15 protein-coding genes are annotated in these 16,702 nt (G+C 71.8%); 3 read left to right on the top strand and 12 right to left on the bottom strand.

Annotation, left to right across the window (positions count from 1 at the left end):
- Both ACZ4SF_RS15500 and ACZ4SF_RS15495 read right to left on the bottom strand, forming a co-directional pair.
- On the bottom strand, window positions 1–587 hold a 587-nt coding region (locus ACZ4SF_RS15500; protein ID WP_468383661.1), incomplete at its 3' end, for a maltotransferase domain-containing protein.
- Window positions 588–696: 109 nt separating this feature from the next.
- On the bottom strand, window positions 697–996 hold the full coding sequence (locus ACZ4SF_RS15495; protein WP_468383658.1) for a DUF5133 domain-containing protein: 300 nt from the start codon (window positions 994–996) through the stop codon (window positions 697–699).
- Between the two features lie 303 nt (window positions 997–1,299).
- Between ACZ4SF_RS15495 and ACZ4SF_RS15490 the strand changes: the two genes are divergently transcribed.
- A complete protein-coding gene (locus ACZ4SF_RS15490) occupies window positions 1,300–1,812 on the top strand; it encodes a pep a2 (RefSeq protein WP_468383656.1) in 513 nt (170 codons plus the stop codon).
- Entirely contained in the window at window positions 1,809–3,995 is a 2,187-nt protein-coding gene (glgX, locus tag ACZ4SF_RS15485) for a glycogen debranching protein GlgX (RefSeq protein ID WP_468383653.1), read from the top strand. Before ACZ4SF_RS15490 ends, glgX begins: the two co-directional genes overlap by 4 nt.
- A gap of 184 nt (window positions 3,996–4,179) precedes the next feature.
- Here the strand turns inward: glgX and ACZ4SF_RS15480 are convergent, their stop codons facing one another.
- Window positions 4,180–4,989 (bottom strand): VOC family protein, encoded by an 810-nt coding sequence (locus ACZ4SF_RS15480; protein WP_468383651.1) that lies wholly within the window; start codon window positions 4,987–4,989, stop codon window positions 4,180–4,182.
- Window positions 4,990–5,172: 183 nt separating this feature from the next.
- A complete protein-coding gene (locus ACZ4SF_RS15475; RefSeq protein WP_468383649.1) occupies window positions 5,173–5,964 on the bottom strand; it encodes an RNA polymerase sigma factor SigF in 792 nt (263 codons plus the stop codon).
- An 849-nt stretch (window positions 5,965–6,813) separates the two neighbouring features.
- Here ACZ4SF_RS15475 and ACZ4SF_RS15470 point away from each other — a divergent pair.
- A complete protein-coding gene (locus ACZ4SF_RS15470; protein WP_468383647.1) occupies window positions 6,814–7,338 on the top strand; it encodes a hypothetical protein in 525 nt (174 codons plus the stop codon).
- A gap of 54 nt (window positions 7,339–7,392) precedes the next feature.
- Here the strand turns inward: ACZ4SF_RS15470 and hemC are convergent, their stop codons facing one another.
- The 8 genes from hemC to ACZ4SF_RS15430 form a co-directional block, all read right to left on the bottom strand.
- Window positions 7,393–8,328 (bottom strand): hydroxymethylbilane synthase, encoded by a 936-nt coding sequence (gene hemC, locus ACZ4SF_RS15465; RefSeq protein WP_468383645.1) that lies wholly within the window; start codon window positions 8,326–8,328, stop codon window positions 7,393–7,395.
- Window positions 8,329–8,369: 41 nt separating this feature from the next.
- Entirely contained in the window at window positions 8,370–9,785 is a 1,416-nt protein-coding gene (locus tag ACZ4SF_RS15460; RefSeq protein ID WP_468383719.1) for an aminobutyraldehyde dehydrogenase, read from the bottom strand.
- A 19-nt stretch (window positions 9,786–9,804) separates the two neighbouring features.
- Window positions 9,805–11,124 carry a flavin monoamine oxidase family protein gene (locus tag ACZ4SF_RS15455; RefSeq protein WP_468383642.1) on the bottom strand — a complete coding sequence of 440 codons (1,320 nt, stop codon included), beginning with the start codon at window positions 11,122–11,124 and terminating at the stop codon, window positions 9,805–9,807.
- A 28-nt stretch (window positions 11,125–11,152) separates the two neighbouring features.
- Window positions 11,153–12,232: an ABC transporter ATP-binding protein gene (locus ACZ4SF_RS15450; protein WP_468383640.1), complete on the bottom strand. Its 1,080-nt coding sequence runs from the start codon at window positions 12,230–12,232 to the stop codon at window positions 11,153–11,155.
- A 4-nt stretch (window positions 12,233–12,236) separates the two neighbouring features.
- Entirely contained in the window at window positions 12,237–13,118 is an 882-nt protein-coding gene (locus ACZ4SF_RS15445; protein WP_468383638.1) for an ABC transporter permease, read from the bottom strand.
- Entirely contained in the window at window positions 13,115–14,014 is a 900-nt protein-coding gene (locus ACZ4SF_RS15440) for an ABC transporter permease (RefSeq protein WP_468383635.1), read from the bottom strand. Before ACZ4SF_RS15440 ends, ACZ4SF_RS15445 begins: the two co-directional genes overlap by 4 nt.
- Before the next feature lie 3 nt (window positions 14,015–14,017).
- A complete protein-coding gene (locus ACZ4SF_RS15435) occupies window positions 14,018–15,145 on the bottom strand; it encodes a polyamine ABC transporter substrate-binding protein (protein WP_468383633.1) in 1,128 nt (375 codons plus the stop codon).
- 210 nt (window positions 15,146–15,355) lie between these two features.
- Window positions 15,356–16,603, bottom strand: coding sequence for an aromatic ring-hydroxylating oxygenase subunit alpha (locus tag ACZ4SF_RS15430; RefSeq protein WP_468383630.1), 1,248 nt, complete (start codon window positions 16,601–16,603; stop codon window positions 15,356–15,358).
- Between the last annotated feature and the right edge of the window lie 99 nt (window positions 16,604–16,702).

The raw sequence follows: 16,702 nt of genomic DNA, 5'->3' as shown, positions 1-16,702 counted from the left end.
TCGCGCTCCACCAGCAACGGCATCGGGTCGGAGGCGGTGACCAGCTCCCGCAGCGGATGACCGGCCAGTACCGACTCCACCTCCGGCGACAGGGCGACCTTCAGGCGGTCGTGCACGGACAGGGAGTCGTCGCCGAGGGTGCGCGCCGCGGTCAGAACCAGGTTCCGCTCGGGGCCCTTGGGCACTCCGGCGGCCGCCCGCTCGTACAACTCGGCGCCTGCCTCCAGCACCAGGCCGGTGTCGATGCCGGCCGGCACCTTGACGGACGCGGTGTGCCGCCAGGTCGCCAGCGGATGGCTCCAGGCCTCCACGCGGAAGGTCCAACGGCCCGTCATGTCCGGCGTGATCTCCGCGCCCCAGCGGTCGGTGCCCGGGGCGAGCTCCCGCATCGGGGTCCAGGGGCCGCGGCGGCCCTTCGGATCGCGCAGGACCACGTTCGCGCCCACGGCGTCATGCCCTTCCCGGAACACGGTGGCCGTGACCTGGAAGGTCTCCCCGGCCACCGCTTTCGCCGGGCGTCTGCCGCATTCCACGGCCGGCCGGACGTCGCGTACCGGTACACGGCCGATGACCGGGGTCCTGCGCATGTGACTCACCTCCGCCGTGCGCGAAGCCGGGCACCCGGCCCGGCTTCGCGATCCGAGACGGACCGACTGCTCATCGGTCCTGTGGGGGAACGCCTTGTACGGTGCCAGGTCAGGGGCTTGGCGCCGTGGAACGCCGCTCCGGTGGCGGCGCTCTTCTGGCCGCGCGGCGTGGCTGCGGTCGTCCGTCCTGCTCGCGCAGATAGGTGACCAGGTTGGTGCGCAGATAGCGCTCGGCGGCTTCCGCGGCTTCGCGGGCGCAGCGTTTGCCCATCAGCACGCACAGGGTGTACCCCGAGTCCTCGAAGGTGGCCCGGACCGTGCGGTCGTGCGGCGAGGCGAGCATCACGCGCTCCCACGCCCGGTAACGCCGCAACTGCCGGGCCACTTCGGCCTTGGCGGGTAGCAGCATGGCCCTCTTCACCTTCCACGCTCTCGACTGGGCGCGTTCCCGACGGTCGGGTGGTGTCCGCGCAGGGGAGGGCGCGGCACCGTTACGGCGATCGAGGCTTTCACTTATGGTGCACGCACGACGACACAGCGTCTTGTTGGAGCTTCAACGATCGCGAGTGTCGGGTGCTCGTGTTGCACGAATGGCCTAGTGCGGTCACCGTGGAGGTGACTCAGAAGTGATCTGCACTCACGCTATGTGTCCGGGATCCCTCCCGGAAGGGGCGAGGGGAGCGAGAGCTTCGCCGGTGAGGAGCAAGCGACGATGAAGACCGCAGTGCCCTGCTACTACCACCTGGACGTGGAAGTCAGCCCGGAACGGGTGGGACAGGTCAGCCGCATCCTGGCCGCCCATCTACGCTACTGGGACCTCGAGAACCTCGAGGATCCCGTCTGCCGCGGCGCGGAACTGCTGCTGCGGGCGATCGACGAGCACGCCACGGACAAGCACACCTCGATCGAGATGTGGTGGAACGGCCAGCACCTCATCACCGCCTTCGGGGACGACGACCCGGATCTGCGCCCGGACCAGGACCTGCGGTCCTGCCTGGAGGACATCGCCGCCATGAGCGACGGCTGGGGCTGCTGTGCCTCCGAGACCGGCAGCAAGATCATCTGGTTCTCGCAGCGCGCCCGCGCCGGGCAGCGCGTCCCGCTGGTGCCCACCGCCCCCGAGCCCACGCTGCGCACGGGCCTGAGAGTGCCGCGGGAGGAGCCGGTGGCCGCACTGGCTGCGCCGGCGCACACCGGGGACGAAGCTCTGGAGGGCAGCCGGTGACCGCCCGCAAGTCCCGCAAAGGGGTGCCCGTGTGGAGCGGGCACCCCTACCCGTTGGGTGCCGCCTTCGACGGGCAGGGCACCAACTTCGCTCTGTTCAGCGAGGTCGCCGAGCGCGTCGAACTGATCCTGGTCGACGACGCAGGCACCGGGACGCCCGTCCGGCTGCACGAGGTCGACGGCTTCGTGTGGCACGCCTACCTCCCCGGCGTCGGCCCCGGGCAGCGCTACGGCTACCGGGTGCACGGCCCCTGGCAGCCGTCGTTCGGTCACCGGTGCAACCCGGCGAAGCTGCTGCTCGACCCGTACGCCCGCGCCGTCGACGGCCAGATCGACAACCACGCCTCGCTGTACGAGCGCGCCCCCGACGGACCCTCCCCGGACGACAGCGCCGGCCACTCCATGCTGGGGGTGGTCACCGACCCGTACTTCGACTGGGGCGACGACCGCCCGCCCCGGACGCCGTACGCGGCCTCGGTGATCTACGAGGCGCATGTCCGGGGCCTCACCCGCAGACACCCGGACGTCCCCGAACGGCTGCGCGGTACCTACGCCGGCCTGTCCCACCCGGCCGTGACCGAGCACCTGACCTCCCTCGGCGTGACCGCGGTGGAGCTGATGCCGGTGCACCAGTTCGTGCAGGACGGCGTGCTGCAGGACCGCGGCCTGGCCAACTACTGGGGCTACAACACCATCGGCTTCTTCGCCCCGCACCACGCCTACGCCGCCCTCGGCTCCCGCGGCCAGCAGGTCAACGAGTTCAAGGCCATGGTCAAGGCGCTGCACGAGGCAGGCCTCGAAGTGATCCTCGACGTGGTCTACAACCACACCGCCGAGGGCAACGAGATGGGCCCCACGCTGTCCTTCCGGGGCATCGACAACGCCTCGTACTACCGCCTGGTCGACGGTGACTGGGGGCACTACTACGACACCACCGGCACCGGCAACAGCCTGCTGATGCGGCACCCCTACGTGCTCCAGCTGATCATGGACTCGCTGCGGTACTGGGTGACCGAGATGCACGTCGACGGCTTCCGCTTCGACCTCGCAGCCACGCTGGCCCGGCAGTTCCACGAGGTCGACCGGCTCTCGGCGTTCTTCGACCTGATCCAGCAGGATCCCGTGATCAGCCGCGTCAAGCTCATCGCCGAGCCGTGGGACGTGGGCGAGGGCGGCTACCAGGTGGGCAACTTCCCGCCGCTGTGGTCGGAGTGGAACGGCAAGTACCGGGACGCGGTACGGGACTTCTGGCGGGCCGAGCCCGGCTCGCTCGGGGAGTTCGCCTCCCGGCTCACCGGCTCCTCCGACCTGTACCAGCACAGCCGGCGCCGGCCGCGCGCGAGCGTCAACTTCGTCACCGCGCACGACGGATTCACGCTCCGGGACCTGGTGTCGTACAACGACAAGCACAACGAGTCCAACGGCGAGGACAACCGGGACGGTGAGAGCCACAACCGGTCCTGGAACTGCGGTGTGGAGGGGGAGACCGACGACCCGGCCGTCCTCGAACTCCGCGCCCGCCAGCAGCGCAACCTGCTGGCCACGCTGCTGCTCTCGCAGGGCATCCCGATGCTCTGCCACGGTGACGAACTCGGCCGCACCCAGCGCGGCAACAACAACGCCTACTGCCAGGACAACGAGATCTCCTGGGTCGACTGGGACCTGACCGACGAGCAGCGCGGCCTCGCCGACTTCACCCGGCGCCTGATCGCCCTGCGCGCCGCGCACCCGGTGCTGCGCCGCCGCCGCTTCTTCCGCGGCGAGACCGCCACCAACGCCGATCAGCCGCTGCCCGACCTGATGTGGCTGCGTCCCGACGCCCGTGAGATGACCGGCCGGGACTGGCAGCGCGAGGACGCGCACTCGGTCGGCGTCTTCCTCAATGGTGACGCCATCGCCGAACGCGACTCGTTCGGCCGCCGCATGACCGACGACTCCTTCCTGCTGCTCGTCAACGGCTACTGGGAACCGGTCGGCTTCCGGCTGCCCGACGACTCCTTCGGCGAGCGCTGGACCACCCTGATCGACACCGCCGACCCCGACGGCATCCCGGACGAACGCGAACGCAAGGCCGGCACGAAGCTCCGCGTGGAGGCACGCAGCCTGGTCCTCCTGTCCCACCCGTCACGCGCAACCCCGGCACGCGAGCAACGACGCACCAAGCCCCGCCGAACCCGCAAGTAGGCACGCCGCAACCCCTCAGCCCCGCGGGTCACACGCAACTCCCAGAGTCCCGGAAACCGCGCGACCACCCCCAGCCCGCCGCGTCCGTCGCGCGCAACTCCCCAGGGGCGCGGGGAACCGCGCGACCAGCCCCCGCGGACCCGCGGGCAGGCACGACGGGGAGGAACCGCGCGGAACCGTCGGCTCACCGATCGGAGCGAGACATCACGGTGAACTGCGCCCCGTCCGCGTCCCGCAGAATCGCCTCGTTCTCGCCCTCGCTCAGCACGCTGCCACCGTGCTTCTCCGCCGCCCGGGCGCAGTCGGCCACATCGGACACGGCGAAGTGGATCTGCCAGTGCGGCCGTACCGAGGGGTCCGGGGCCGCCTCCACCGCGCCCGAGTCGATGCGCGCCACCGCGTCACCGCGGCTGCGCAGCACCACCTCGCCGCCCTCGTACTCGACCTCGCAGCAGCCCGGCTGCCCGGACGCCCAGCCGAGGATCTCGCCGTAGAACATCGCGGCGTCGAAGGCGTCCCGGGTGTGCAGCCGGACGAACGTCGGTGCCGCCTGCCGCCACGCCTCCCAGTTGGAGACCAGCTCGCCCTGCCAGATCCCGAACGTCGCCCCGTCCCGGTCGGCGAGCAGTGCCGCCCGGCCGGGCGGGAAGGACAGCGGGCCGACCGCCGCCGTACCGCCGCGCTCCCGGGCCCGGGCCACGGCCACGTCCGCGTCCGGCACCGCGAAGTACGGCGTCCAGGCCACGGCCATCTGCCACATGGAGGCGACCGCGGCGATCCCGGCCACCGGGACCCCGTTCGCCAGAGCGATGCGGAAGTGCTCGCCCAGCTTGGCACCCCGCCAGCGCCAGCCCAGGACGGCCGCGTAGAAGTCCTGGGTGGCCTGGAGATCCCGGCTGGTCAGGCTCACCCAGCACGGCGCGCCGAAGACGGAGTGGGTGGAGACGACGCTCTTCTTGCGGGGTCCGCCACCGGCGGGGGTGTCGTTGCTCATGGCAGTCGCGTCCTGCTCTCGGGGCCGGGCGGCCACCGGTCTGGCACCAGTGTCCAACCGAACGGGGGTGGGGTGCCTGTCGAGTACCCCGGGTGGCGGGGGTACAGGCGCGATTCGCGCCGAGCCGGAGGACGCCCTGGCCCGCGACGGCCCGGCCCAGGTGCCGGGGGCGAGGGGGGCAGGTCAGCGGGCCTCCGCCAGCAGTTCCTCGCGCAGCCGGTCGAAGCAGCCGCTGAGCAGCCGTGACACGTGCATCTGCGAGATCCCGAGCTGCTCGGCGATCCGGCTCTGCGTCATGCCCCGGAAGAACCGCAGGTAGAGGATGGTGCGCTCGCGCTCGGGCAGCGCGGCGAGACAGGGCTTGACCGCGGCACGGTCGACCACCAGGTCGTATCCGGGGTCCGGGCTGCCGAGGGAGTCGCCGAGGGCGTAGCCGTCCGTTCCGGAGACCTCGGCGTCCAGGGACAGCGCCGAGAAGCACTCCAGCGCCTCCATGCCGGTGCGTACCTCGTCCTCGGAGAGCCGCGCGTACGCGGCCACCTCGGCGACGGTGGGGGCCCGGCCCGACGTGGTCTGCGCCAGCTCCTTCGTGGCGGTGCGGACCCGGTTGCGCAGGTCCTGGACCCGGCGGGGAACGTGCAGGGTCCACATGTGGTCGCGGAAGTGGCGCTTGATCTCTCCGGTGATGGTGGGGACCGCATACGCCTCGAACGCGCGGCCACGGCAGGGGTCGTAGTGGTCGACGGCCTTGACGAGGCCCAGCGCGGCCACCTGGTAGAGGTCCTCCAGGGCCTCGCCACGGCCGCGGAAGCGGACGGCGATCCGCTCGGCCATGGGCAGCCACAGCCGGACCAGTTCGTCCTTGAGTGCCTGGCGCTCCGGTCCGTCGGGCAGCTTCGCCAGCCGCTCGAAGGACTCGACCGTGTCCGGGGCGTCGTCGTGAGGATGGGGCCTGGTGCTGCCGGTGACAGGCATTGCGCGCACCTCTCTCAGCAGGTGCTGGATGGACAGACACCGTGGGAGGTGCGCTCGGACCATGGAAGGACACCGGGGCGTACGGCGGGGCCGGCTCCCACGGACGTGCCTCCTGTCCGAAGCACACTGGTGCCCATTCCCGCTGACGGACATCTCAAAACAAACAACCACATTACGGTCATCGGGCGGCTCGTGCGACGCCGCAGGGCCGAACGGTTCGGGTGCACGTCACCGGGCTCGGCGGGGCCGTCGGCGAGGCGCCGTGCTGCCCTGCCGGGCGGCCACCGCCCAGCTCGCTCCGGGGCCTGGACCGGCCGGCGGGCTCGGGGAGGCGGTCACCGTGCCGCCGCTGTCCTTCGGCTCCGACGCCGTACCCCGTCCCGGTGCGAGGTCGGACCGGCTGCAGGCGGTCACAGGACCAACGCGCTGAGGCATCAGGCCGACACGTCGCGCCGCCTGCCGCTCGGCGCGTCCGCGCACCTGGTTCCCGAGCGCGCCGCCTGCCGCTCGGCACGCCCGCGCACCTTGTTCCCGGCTTCGCGGTGCCGTCCGTGGCCGCCCGCGGTGCCGTCGGTGGCCGCCACTCTCGGTAGCACCGCGGCCTCCGTGGGCCCCCGGCCGCCCGGCCCGGTGCCCCCCGGCCGCCCGACCCGCTGATCTTGCCTCGCGACGTGATGTGCGGCACGCGCACGTACCCGGCCGGAACGCGCCGTGAACGGATTCTTCCTGGGCAGCGCTTTGATCGCCGATCAAAGCGGGCGAATCCCCTGGCCACAGCGCATTCTGCTCATTTGACAGTGCGCTCGGCACACAGATAGACAGCAGCTCTCGAAGGTCGAGAGGGGCACTGTGTACGAGCCGAACGTGGTCGGTGACTGGCAGGAGTACGAAGAGCATGCCGGTCTGCGGGTCCGCGTCCACCGTCTGGAGGCGGCCGAGCCGCCGCGCGGCCGGGACGACGCCGCCGCCGGTCTGACGTACTTCAGTGTCCGGGTGACCGTCGAGAACCGCGGCGCGCGGCACTACGGCATCCACCTGGAGGACGGCCAGCTCGACGTCCGGGTCGGCCCGGACGGCGAGGGCGCCTTCATCGACTGGCGCAACTCGCAGTTCATCGAGGGCTTCGACGTCTACCCGCTGCGCCGGGCCACCGCCGTGCTGTACGCCGCCGCGCCCGAGGCGGCCCTGACGCACGTGGACGTGCAGGTGCAACTGCGGGTGGACGACGAGTGGACCGACCGGCGGCTGTGGGCGGGCGGCATCGGCGTCCTGGAGCCGACCCCCGCGACGGCGCCCGCAGGCACCGTGCAGGGCGGCCTGGCCCACCAGGTCAGCGCCTTCCTGAGGGACCAGACGGAGCCCGGCACCGCCTGAGGCGGCCGGGGCCGGCCCGCCCAGGCGGTGCCGGCGCCGGACGCCGTACGGGGCTCAGTGCGGGATGCCGTCGATGATCTCCCGCGCACCCTGCCGGAGCAGGGCCACCGCGACCGAGGTGCCGAGCGTCGGCGGATCGAGCCGGCCCGCCCACTCGTGGGCGTTCAGCCTGGTCTTGCCGTCCGGGGTGAACACACAGGCCCGCAGGGAGAGTTCCCCGCTGCGGTCCACGCGCGCGTACCCGGCGATGGGGCTGTTGCAGTGGCCCTGCAGCACATGCAGGAACATCCGCTCCGCCGTCGCCTCCCGGTAGGTGTCCGGGTCGCCGAGCCCGCTGACCGCGTCGATCAGCTCGGTGTCGCCCTCCCGGCACTGCAGGGCCAGGATGCCCGCGCCGATCGGCGGCATCATCGTCTCGGCCGACAGCACCTCGCTGATCACGTCCGTCCGGCCGATCCGCTCCAGGCCCGACACCGCCAGCAGCAGCGCGTCCGCCTCCCCGGCGGCCAGCTTCTCCAGCCGGCGGTTGGCGTTGCCGCGGAACGGCACGCACCTCAGCTGCGGGTGCGTGGCGGCCAGCTGGGCGACCCGGCGCACCGAGGAGGTGCCGATCCGGGTGCCGGCCGGCAGCTCGTCCAGGGTCAGCCCGCCCGGGTGCACCAGCGCGTCCCGGATGTCGTCCCGTTTCAGGAACGCGGCGAACACCGTGCCGGCGGGCAGCGGCCGGTCGGCGGGCACGTCCTTGACACAGTGCACGGCGAGATCCGCCTCGCCCGCCAACAGGGCCGCGTCCACCTCCTTGGTGAACGCCCCCTTGCCCTCGACCTTGGACAGATCACCCATCCACTTGTCACCGGTCGTCTTCACCGGCACGACCTCGGTCCGCACGCCCGGGTGCAGTACGGCCAACTCGGCGCGGACCCGCTCGACCTGGGCCAACGCCATGGGCGAGTCGCGGGAGACGATTCGGATCAGTTCCGGCACAGACATGGGGGACACGATAGACCCAGGAACCAAGGGTTCCGGACCGGTCACAGCATGACGTGCTTGACCTGGGTGTAGTCGAGCAGGCCGGTGAGCGAGAGGTCGCTGCCGTAGCCGGAGTGCCGCACGCCCCCGTGCGGCATCTCGGACACCGTGGTGCCGTGCGTGTTGACCCAGACGATGCCGGTGTGCAGGGCCCGGCTCGCGCGCATCGCGCGGTCGTGGTCACGGGTCCAGACGCTCGCGGCGAGCCCCTGGGGCACGGCGTTCGCCAGATGGAGGGCCTCGGCCTCGTCGGTGAAGGGCTGGACGGTGACGACCGGCCCGAACACCTCGCTGCGCACGATCTCGTCCTCCTGCCGTACCCCGGCGATCACCGTCGCCTGGTGGAAGAAACCGGGGCCGTCCGGAGCGGCACCGCCCGTGACGACCTCGGCATGACCCGGCAGGCGCTCCAGCAGACCGCGCACGGTGGCCAGTTGGGCGGCGTGGGCGAGGGGCCCGAAGTCGGTGTGCGGGTCGTCGGGGGAACCCGGCCGCAGCCGCGCGGCCCGGCCCGCGAAGGCGGCGACAAAGGTGTCGTGGATCCGCCGGTGCACCAGGATCCGGGCGGCGGCCGTGCAGTCCTGGCCCGCGTTGTAGAAGGCCAGGGACGACAACTGCGCCACCGCGTCGGCCAGATCGGCGTCCTCGTGGACCAGCACCGGTGCGTTGCCGCCGAGTTCGAGGTGGAGCCGCTTGAGGTCGGCTGCCGCCGCCGCGGCGATCTCCTGCCCGGCGCGGACGCTGCCCGTGACGGCCACCAGCCGGATGCCGGGATGGGCCACCAGCAGGCGCCCGGTGTCACGGTCGCCGCACACCACGTTCAGTACGCCGGGCGGCAGGTGTCCGGCGGCGAGCCGGGCCAGGAGCGCGGCGGAGGCCGGTGTGGTGTCGGACGGTTTCAGCACGACGGTGTTGCCGGCGGCCAGCGCGGGAGCGACCTTCCACACCGCCATCATCAGCGGATAGTTCCACGGGGTGATCTGCGCGCAGACACCGACCGGTTCACGGCGCAGCAGGGAGGTCCGGCCCGGGGTGTACTCGGCCGCGGCGGCGCCCGGCAGGTTGCGGGCGGCTCCGGCGAAGTACCGCAACACGTCGGCGATCGCGGGCAGTTCGTCCGCCAGGAACAGGGCGCGCGGCTTGCCGGTGTCGGCGACCTCCGCGCTTGCCAGGGTGCCGGCGTTCTGCTCCAGGGCGTCGGCGATCCGCAGCAGCGCCGACTGGCGTTGCCCCGGGGTGGTCGCCGACCAGCCGGGGAAGGCGTCCTGCGCCGCCCGCTGGGCCGCGTCCACGTCCTCGGCGCCGGAGAGCGGTGCCGTGCCGTGGATGCGGCCGGTGGCCGGGTCGACCAGGGGCAGGGTGGATCCGGAGGCGGCAGGTACGTCCTTGCCGCCGATGTGGTTCAGGACGGTCGTCATCGTCGTCGGGCGGGCGGTGTCAGCCACGGCGCAGGGCCTCCTCGGCGGCGGCACGACCGGTGCGGACGGCGCCTTCCATGTAGCCGGCGACCCACTGGTCGGAGCCGCAGACGTAGAACGGTGGCTCGTGGGTGCCGTGCAGCGGGCCGACCGTCATCACCTCGCCCGGCGGCCACTGGGTGACGTAGCCCTGGGTCCACGGGTCGGTGCCCCACAGCCGCAGATGGCACGCGAGCGGCCGCTGGGCCTCTGCACCGAACATGGCCGTCATTTCGGCGAGCAGCTCGGGTGTGCGCAGCTGCGCCGGGATGCCCAGCAGCACGCCGTAGCGCTCGGGCGGTATCAGCGCGGACAGGACGCCCTCGCTCTGCGGCCAGGTGCTGCCCAGCACTCCCTCCGCCTCGGACAGGCCGTTGAGGCCGGCCGCGCGCCAGAACGGACGGTCGTAGACGGCGGCGAACTTGCCCGCGACGGCCTGGCGCTGGCGGTGCAGGGAGGCGAGACGGGCCTCGCTGACGCCGGTGACCGGCACCGACCGCAGGGGCCCCACGGGCAGCGCACTCACCACGGCGGCCGCGGTGACGACCTCACCGGTGGCCAGGCGCACCGAGCAGCGGCCGGGCCGGATCCCGACGGCGGCGACGGGTGCCCCCAGGCGGATGCGCCCTTCCAGTTCGTGGGCCATGACATCGGCGAGGGTCGCCGAGCCGTCGGCGAGCCGCAGGCCCTCCCAGTCCTCGTAGTCGTAGTCGCCCGAGCCGGTACCCGGCACCGCCGCGCTCTTGCGCAGCGCGGCCAGCAGCGAGATCCGCTCGTACGAGCCGCCGGCCAGGGCGAGTTGGCCGATGTCCCACAGGCGTACGACGGCGGGTGAGGCGTGCCGGGAGCGCAGCCAGCCGGCGACGGACAGCCGGTCCAGGGCCGCGGCCTCCGGGTGCGACCAGGGGTCGTCCGGGTCGACGGTGGCGGCCAGGGCCGTGAACTCGGCGCCGAGCCGCTGGTGTTCGGCCGCGTCGCCGGGGCCGAACCAGTGCGGGGGATCGCCGGCCGAGCAGCCCTCCGGGGTGGCGCGGGAGATGCGGCCCGGCTCTTCTACATAGCTCGGGACCAGCTTCAGGCCCAGCTCGCCGGCGAGTTGCAGGTAGGCGGTGTGGCCGCGGCCCACCACCTCGCCGCCCAGCTGGACGGTACGGCCGTCGGGTGTGCGGGTCTGTTCGACCCGGCCGCCGACGCGGTCGCGGGCCTCCAGGACGAGTACGTCGGTGCCGGCGGCCGCCAGGTCCCGGGCGGCGGCGAGGCCGGCCAGTCCGGCACCGAGCACGATCACGTCGTGATGCATCAGCTTCGCTCTCCTCGATCGGGCGCGGTCAGGCCAGGACCAGGCAGTGCTCGGGCCGCCAGCCGAACTCGACACTCTCGCCGCCGCTCCAGCGGTCCTCCATGCGCGCGCGGGCCGTGTTCTGCTCCAGCACCGAGAGCGTGACGCCGGGGGCGATCTCGATCAGGTAGGTGGTGGTCGGGCCGCTGTAGACGGTCTCGCGGATCACACCGCTGAGCACCGGCATGCCCGGTTCGAAGTCGGACAGCCAGATCTTCTCGGGGCGTACCGAGACGCTGACGGCGGTACCGTCGGTGATGCCTGCCCGGTGGCCGACCGGCAGGGCGGGGCCCTGGTCCAGGGCGACCTCGCCGCCGCGGTAGGTGCCCGTCATCAGGTTGGAGGTGCCCATGAAGGAGGCGACGAAGCTGCTGGCCGGATGCTCGTAGATGTCCTCGGGGGTGCCGCACTGCTCGACCCGGCCCGCGTTCATCACGGCGATCCGGTCGGACATGGTGAGTGCCTCGTCCTGGTCGTGGGTGACGAAGACGAAGGTGATGCCGACCTCGCGCTGGATCTGCTTCAGCTCCACCTGCATCTGCCGGCGCAGCTTGAGGTCGAGGGCGGCCAGCGGCTCGTCGAGGAGGAGCACGGCCGGCCGGTTGACGAGCGCGCGGGCCAGGGCGACGCGCTGGCGCTGGCCGCCGGAGAGGGTACGGGGCTTGCGCTCGGCGAGGCCGCCGAGCTGGACCAGCTCCAGCATCTCGGCCACCCGCTTGCGTATCTCGGTCCGGTCCACGCCCTTGCGCCTGAGGCCGAAGGCGATGTTGTCGGCGATGCTCAGGTGGTCGAACAGTGCGTAGCTCTGGAAGACGGTGTTGACGTTGCGCTTGTCGGGCGGCAGCCCGGTCACGTCCTCGCCGGCGAGCAGCACCGAACCCTCGGTGGGGTCGGTGAACCCGCCGATCATGCGCAGCGAGGTGGTCTTGCCGCAGCCGGAGGGGCCCAGCAGCGAGAAGAAGTGGCCGGCCTCGATGTCGAGGTCCAGGTCGTGGACGGCGTAGGAGCCGGCGAACTGCTTGCAGACGCCGTCGAGCCGGACGGCCGGGATCGCGTCGGTCGCGTCCATGGAGTCACTCTCCGGAGAGGATGTCGAGGCCACCGCGGCGGCCGAAGAGGCGCGGGATGAACAGCGCCAGGGCGATCAGGCAGATGGAACCGGCGAGCATCAGGGTGCCGACGGCGTTGATGGTGGGCTGCACCCCGAAGCGGATCGCCGAGTAGATCCGCACCGACAGCGGCTGGGGGTCGACGCCGGTGGTGAAGTAGGCGAGGACGAAGTCGTCGAAGACCAGCGCGAAGATCAGTACGGCGCTGGCGAGCACGGCGGGCAGCAGCGCCGGCAGGGTGACCAGGCGCACCGCCTGCCAGCGGGTGGCGCCGAGGTCCATGGCGGCCTCCTCCACCTCGGGGTTCAGCGCGGCGACCCGGGAGCGGAGGATCACGGTGACGTAGGAGATGGAGAAGGTGATCTCCGACAGCATGACCGTGGCCGTGGACAGGGCCACGCCCAGGCCCTTGAACAGCAGCATCGACGCGACGCCGGTGACGATCTCCGGGGTGATCAGCGGCACCAGCATGACGAGGCCGGCGAGCGAGCCGAGCCGGGTGCGGCAGCGCACCAGCCCCAGCGCGAGGGCCACGCCGAGGACGACCGAACCGGCCATCGCCACCAGGGAGATGCGCAGACTGGTGCCGAGGGAGGCGAGGAGCACGTCGTCGTGGACGAAGGCGCGGTACCAGCGCAGGCTGAACCCGCCGAAGACGGTCAGGGACTTCCTGGAGTTGAAGGAGAACAGCGCCACCACGCCGATGGGCAGGTAGAGCAGCGCGAAGAACAGTGCCGTGACGGCGATCAGGACACGCGGCTTGCGGTCGGCGCGGCCGCGCCGCGAGCGGGACCGTGCGGCGGGCCGGGCGGGGGTGGTGGCCGAGGGCAGGCGCAGCAGCGTCATCGGCGGGCCTCCGCCTCGTCCTTGCGGGTACGCCGCAGATAGCCGAACATCCCGACCAGCAGCACGAGCATCAGCAGCATCGTCAGTGCCGAGCCCAGCGGCCAGTTCTGGCCCTGGAAGAACTTGTCCTGGATGAGGTTGCCGATCATGATCTGGTCCGGTCCTCCCATGAGCTGCGCACTGACGAAGTCGCCCATCGCGGGCAGGAAGACCAGGACGAGACCGGCCGCCGCGCCCTGCCGGGTGGCGGGCAGGGTGACGAACAGGAAGGTGCGCACCGGGCCTCCGTACAGATCGCGGCCGGCCTCGATGAGGGAGACGTCCAGGCGTTCCAGAGCCGCGTACAGGGGAATGATCATGAAGACGACGAAGCCGTAGACCAGTCCCGCGACGACGCCGAGACCGGTGTTGAGGATCTTCGTGTCACCGTCGGCCAGACCGGTCGCGCGCAGGGCGCGGAGCACGGGGCCGTCGTCGGAGAGGACCACCGACCAGCCGTACATGCGCACCAGGTAGTTGGCGAAGAACGGCACCACGATCGCCGCGATCAGCGCGTTCTTGTACCGGCCGCCGTACAGGGCGATGGTGTACGCCACCGGGTAGGCGACCAGCAGGCAGATGAGACAGGTGAGCAGGGCGTAGCCGAGGGACCGGGCCAGGACCTCGGTGTAGGCGGGGTCGGTGAGGGCGCGGACGCCGGCGAGGTCGAAGCCGAAGCGGGGGTTGCCGAGATCGTCCGTGGTGCCGACGGCGAGTACGGCGACGAGCACCAGGGAGGCGACCAGGAATCCGGTCATCCACAGCGTGCCGGGCAGCATGAACCAGGTCCACATGCGGCTGCCGTCGGCGTCCGCCTTGTGCCGCCGGGTGCGGGAGGAGGGGCGGAGCAGTGCCACGTCTCAGCCCGCCTTCACATGGGTCCAGGCGGTGTCGCGGGCGTCCTCCGCCGCGCGGCCGCCGTTGCGGAAGAACAGGTCGGCCTTGAGGTCGTCCTCGGTGACCAGGCACTCGGGGAAGGGCTCGACGAGGTCGGCGTAGACCTTCTCGGAGCCGGCCACCGGCATCGGATAGCCGATGTACTCGATGTTCTTCTTCACGTTCTCCGGCCGGAGCATGTAGTCGATGAAGAGCATCGCGGTGCCGGGGTGCGGGGCGTTCCAGGGGATGGCGTAGCAGTCCGAGTTGATCGGCGTGCCCTCCTTGGGGGCCTGGAAGCCGAAGACGGAGGGGTCGTCGGCCTGGTTGAGCATGGCGGCCATGTCACCGCTCCAGGCCTGGGTCATCACCGCGTTGCCGTTGAGCAGGTTGTTGTAGCTGTCGCTGGAGAAGCCGCGCAGCCGGGGCCGCAGGGTGCTCAGCAAGGAGGTGATGCGGTCGAGGTCACGGGTGTTCCCGGTGCTGACGGGCAGACCGAGTTCCAGGGCGCCCATGCCGAGGACCTCGTCGCGGTCGTCCAGCAGGAACACCTTGCCGCGGGCCTTGTCGCTCCACAGGTCCTTCCAGGAGCCGGTCAGCTCGCCGATCCGGTCGCGGCGCCAGCCGATGCCGGTCTTGTACGCGGTGAAGGGGACGGTGTGCGCGGAGCCGGGGTCGTACCAGGGGTCGGCGAAGTAGGTGTACTTCCCGAAGACGGCAGGGGAGTTGGCGAGCTGGGAGTGGTCGATACGGCGCAGCCGGCCGCCGTGGACCAGGCGCTGGGCCCATTTGGCGGTGGGGAAGATGATGTCGTAGCGGTTGCCGGCGTTGAGCTTGGCGACCATGCCCTCCATCGAGTCGAAGTTCGACTGGACGACCCTGACGCCGTACTCCTTCTCGAATCCCTTGAAGACGGACGGGTCCACGAAGTCGGCCCAGTTGAAGTAGACGAGGTCGCCGTCGACGCGGGCACGGACGGGGGCGAGGGCCTTGGTGTCGGGTTTCGCGGCGGGCATGAACCCGCAGCCGGCGGCCGTGGCGCCCAGCAGGCCGCAGGCGCCGGCCCGGAGGACGGCACGGCGGGACGGCGGGGTGGGTGGAGCGGGGGACATGAAGCGTCCTCTCCGTCGAGGAACGGCACAAGTCCAGGGCGGACCGGCTGGTCGGCTCGCTGCGGGCCCTGACTCCGCAGCGATGGCCGGTCTGGGGAGGATGCGAACGCGGTCAGCGGGGGAGGGGTAAGCCCGCGGGACGGAACGACGAGGGTTCCGGCGGGCGGAAAGACGGGCGGCACACGCTGCGGCGGCGCGGTCCGGCGGGCGTCACAGGGCGGTCCCCTTCAGGTCGCCGCGGGCCGTCCCCGTCAGGTCGTCCCGGGCGGTCCCTTTCAGAACGCCGCGGGCCGTCCCCGTCAGGTCGTCCCGGACCCGGCGCGCGAACCAGCCGACGGCGGCCTCGCGGTCCGAGAGCGGCCCCGGCTCGAACCCCGGTGTGGACAGGCCGGCCTGGACGCGTTCCACCAGCTCGGCGTCCTCGTCGTTGGTCACCCAGCCGATGTGGATGTTCAGCCGCCGGGCCAGCCGGGTGCGCACGCCCTCCCCGTGCTTCGTGTAGAACGCGCCGGGGATCGCCGCCCGGTCCTGGGCGGTGGGCAGGGCGGTCCACGCGAGCACGTGGTCAGGGTAGAAGTCGATGAGCGTGTTCGGATAGATCACGGCGTACCGCCACACCCGCCGGTCCGCCTCGGTCAGCCCGGGCATGGGGGTGGCGAGGCGCTGGTACAGCCGCTCGGTCCAGTTCGAGGACGGTTTGTCGCGCAGCGGCGACTCGAACAGGACGTAGCTCTCCTGCACGTCCACCGTGTACGCCTGGTAGTCCAGCAGCCGCATCAGCGCCGGGTGGGCCACGGGGACGTGGTAGCCCTCCAGGTAGTTGTCCACGATCACCTTCCAGTTGGCGTTCTGCTCCTCGCCGCCGGCCAGGTCGTGGATGCGGTACTTGCCGACGGGCACGAGACCCGGACCGGCGTAACGGCCGACGGCCTCGGCGAGGCCCTTGCAGGACTCGGCGAGGGGCGTCGCCTCCAGGTCGAGGTTGACGAAGACGAAGCCGAGGAAGGACTCGACGTTCACCGGGTGCAGTCCGAGGCGGGGCTTGTCGAGACAGGGGATCCGGCGTGCCTCGGGAGCGCCGACGAGCCGGCCGTCCAGCTTGTAGGTCCAGCCGTGGTACGGGCAGCGGATCGCCTTGCCCGACGGCTCCGGGCCGGTGACCAGGCGGGTGCCGCGGTGGCGGCAGACGTTCAGATGGGCGGCCAGGCCGCCGTCCTCGGTCCGGACGACCAGGACCTCCCGGTCGGCGACCCTGGCGGCCAGGCGTGCCCCCGGCCCGGGGAGGTCGGACTCGTGGCAGACGAGCTGCCAGGACGTGGCGAAGATGTGTTCGGTCTCGGCTTCCGCGACGGCCGGATCGGTGTAGTAGTGCGCGGGCAGTGCTTCCCCGGGGGCCTCGGGGGGCGGCTGTGGGGGTGTGACGGGCGGGGCGCCCGCCCGGCTGTTCGAGGGGTGCATGAAGTCCTCCTCCGCGCCGCGGCGGCGGCGATGGGCGGTGAGGCTGCGGGCGGGACGGCAGCGCCGTATGGGCTCGCCGTTCCTGCTGACTAATTGGTT

It is taken from the genome of Streptomyces sp. NPDC027663 (assembly GCF_055566415.1).
This window is presented reverse-complemented; position numbering and strand designations above follow the sequence as displayed.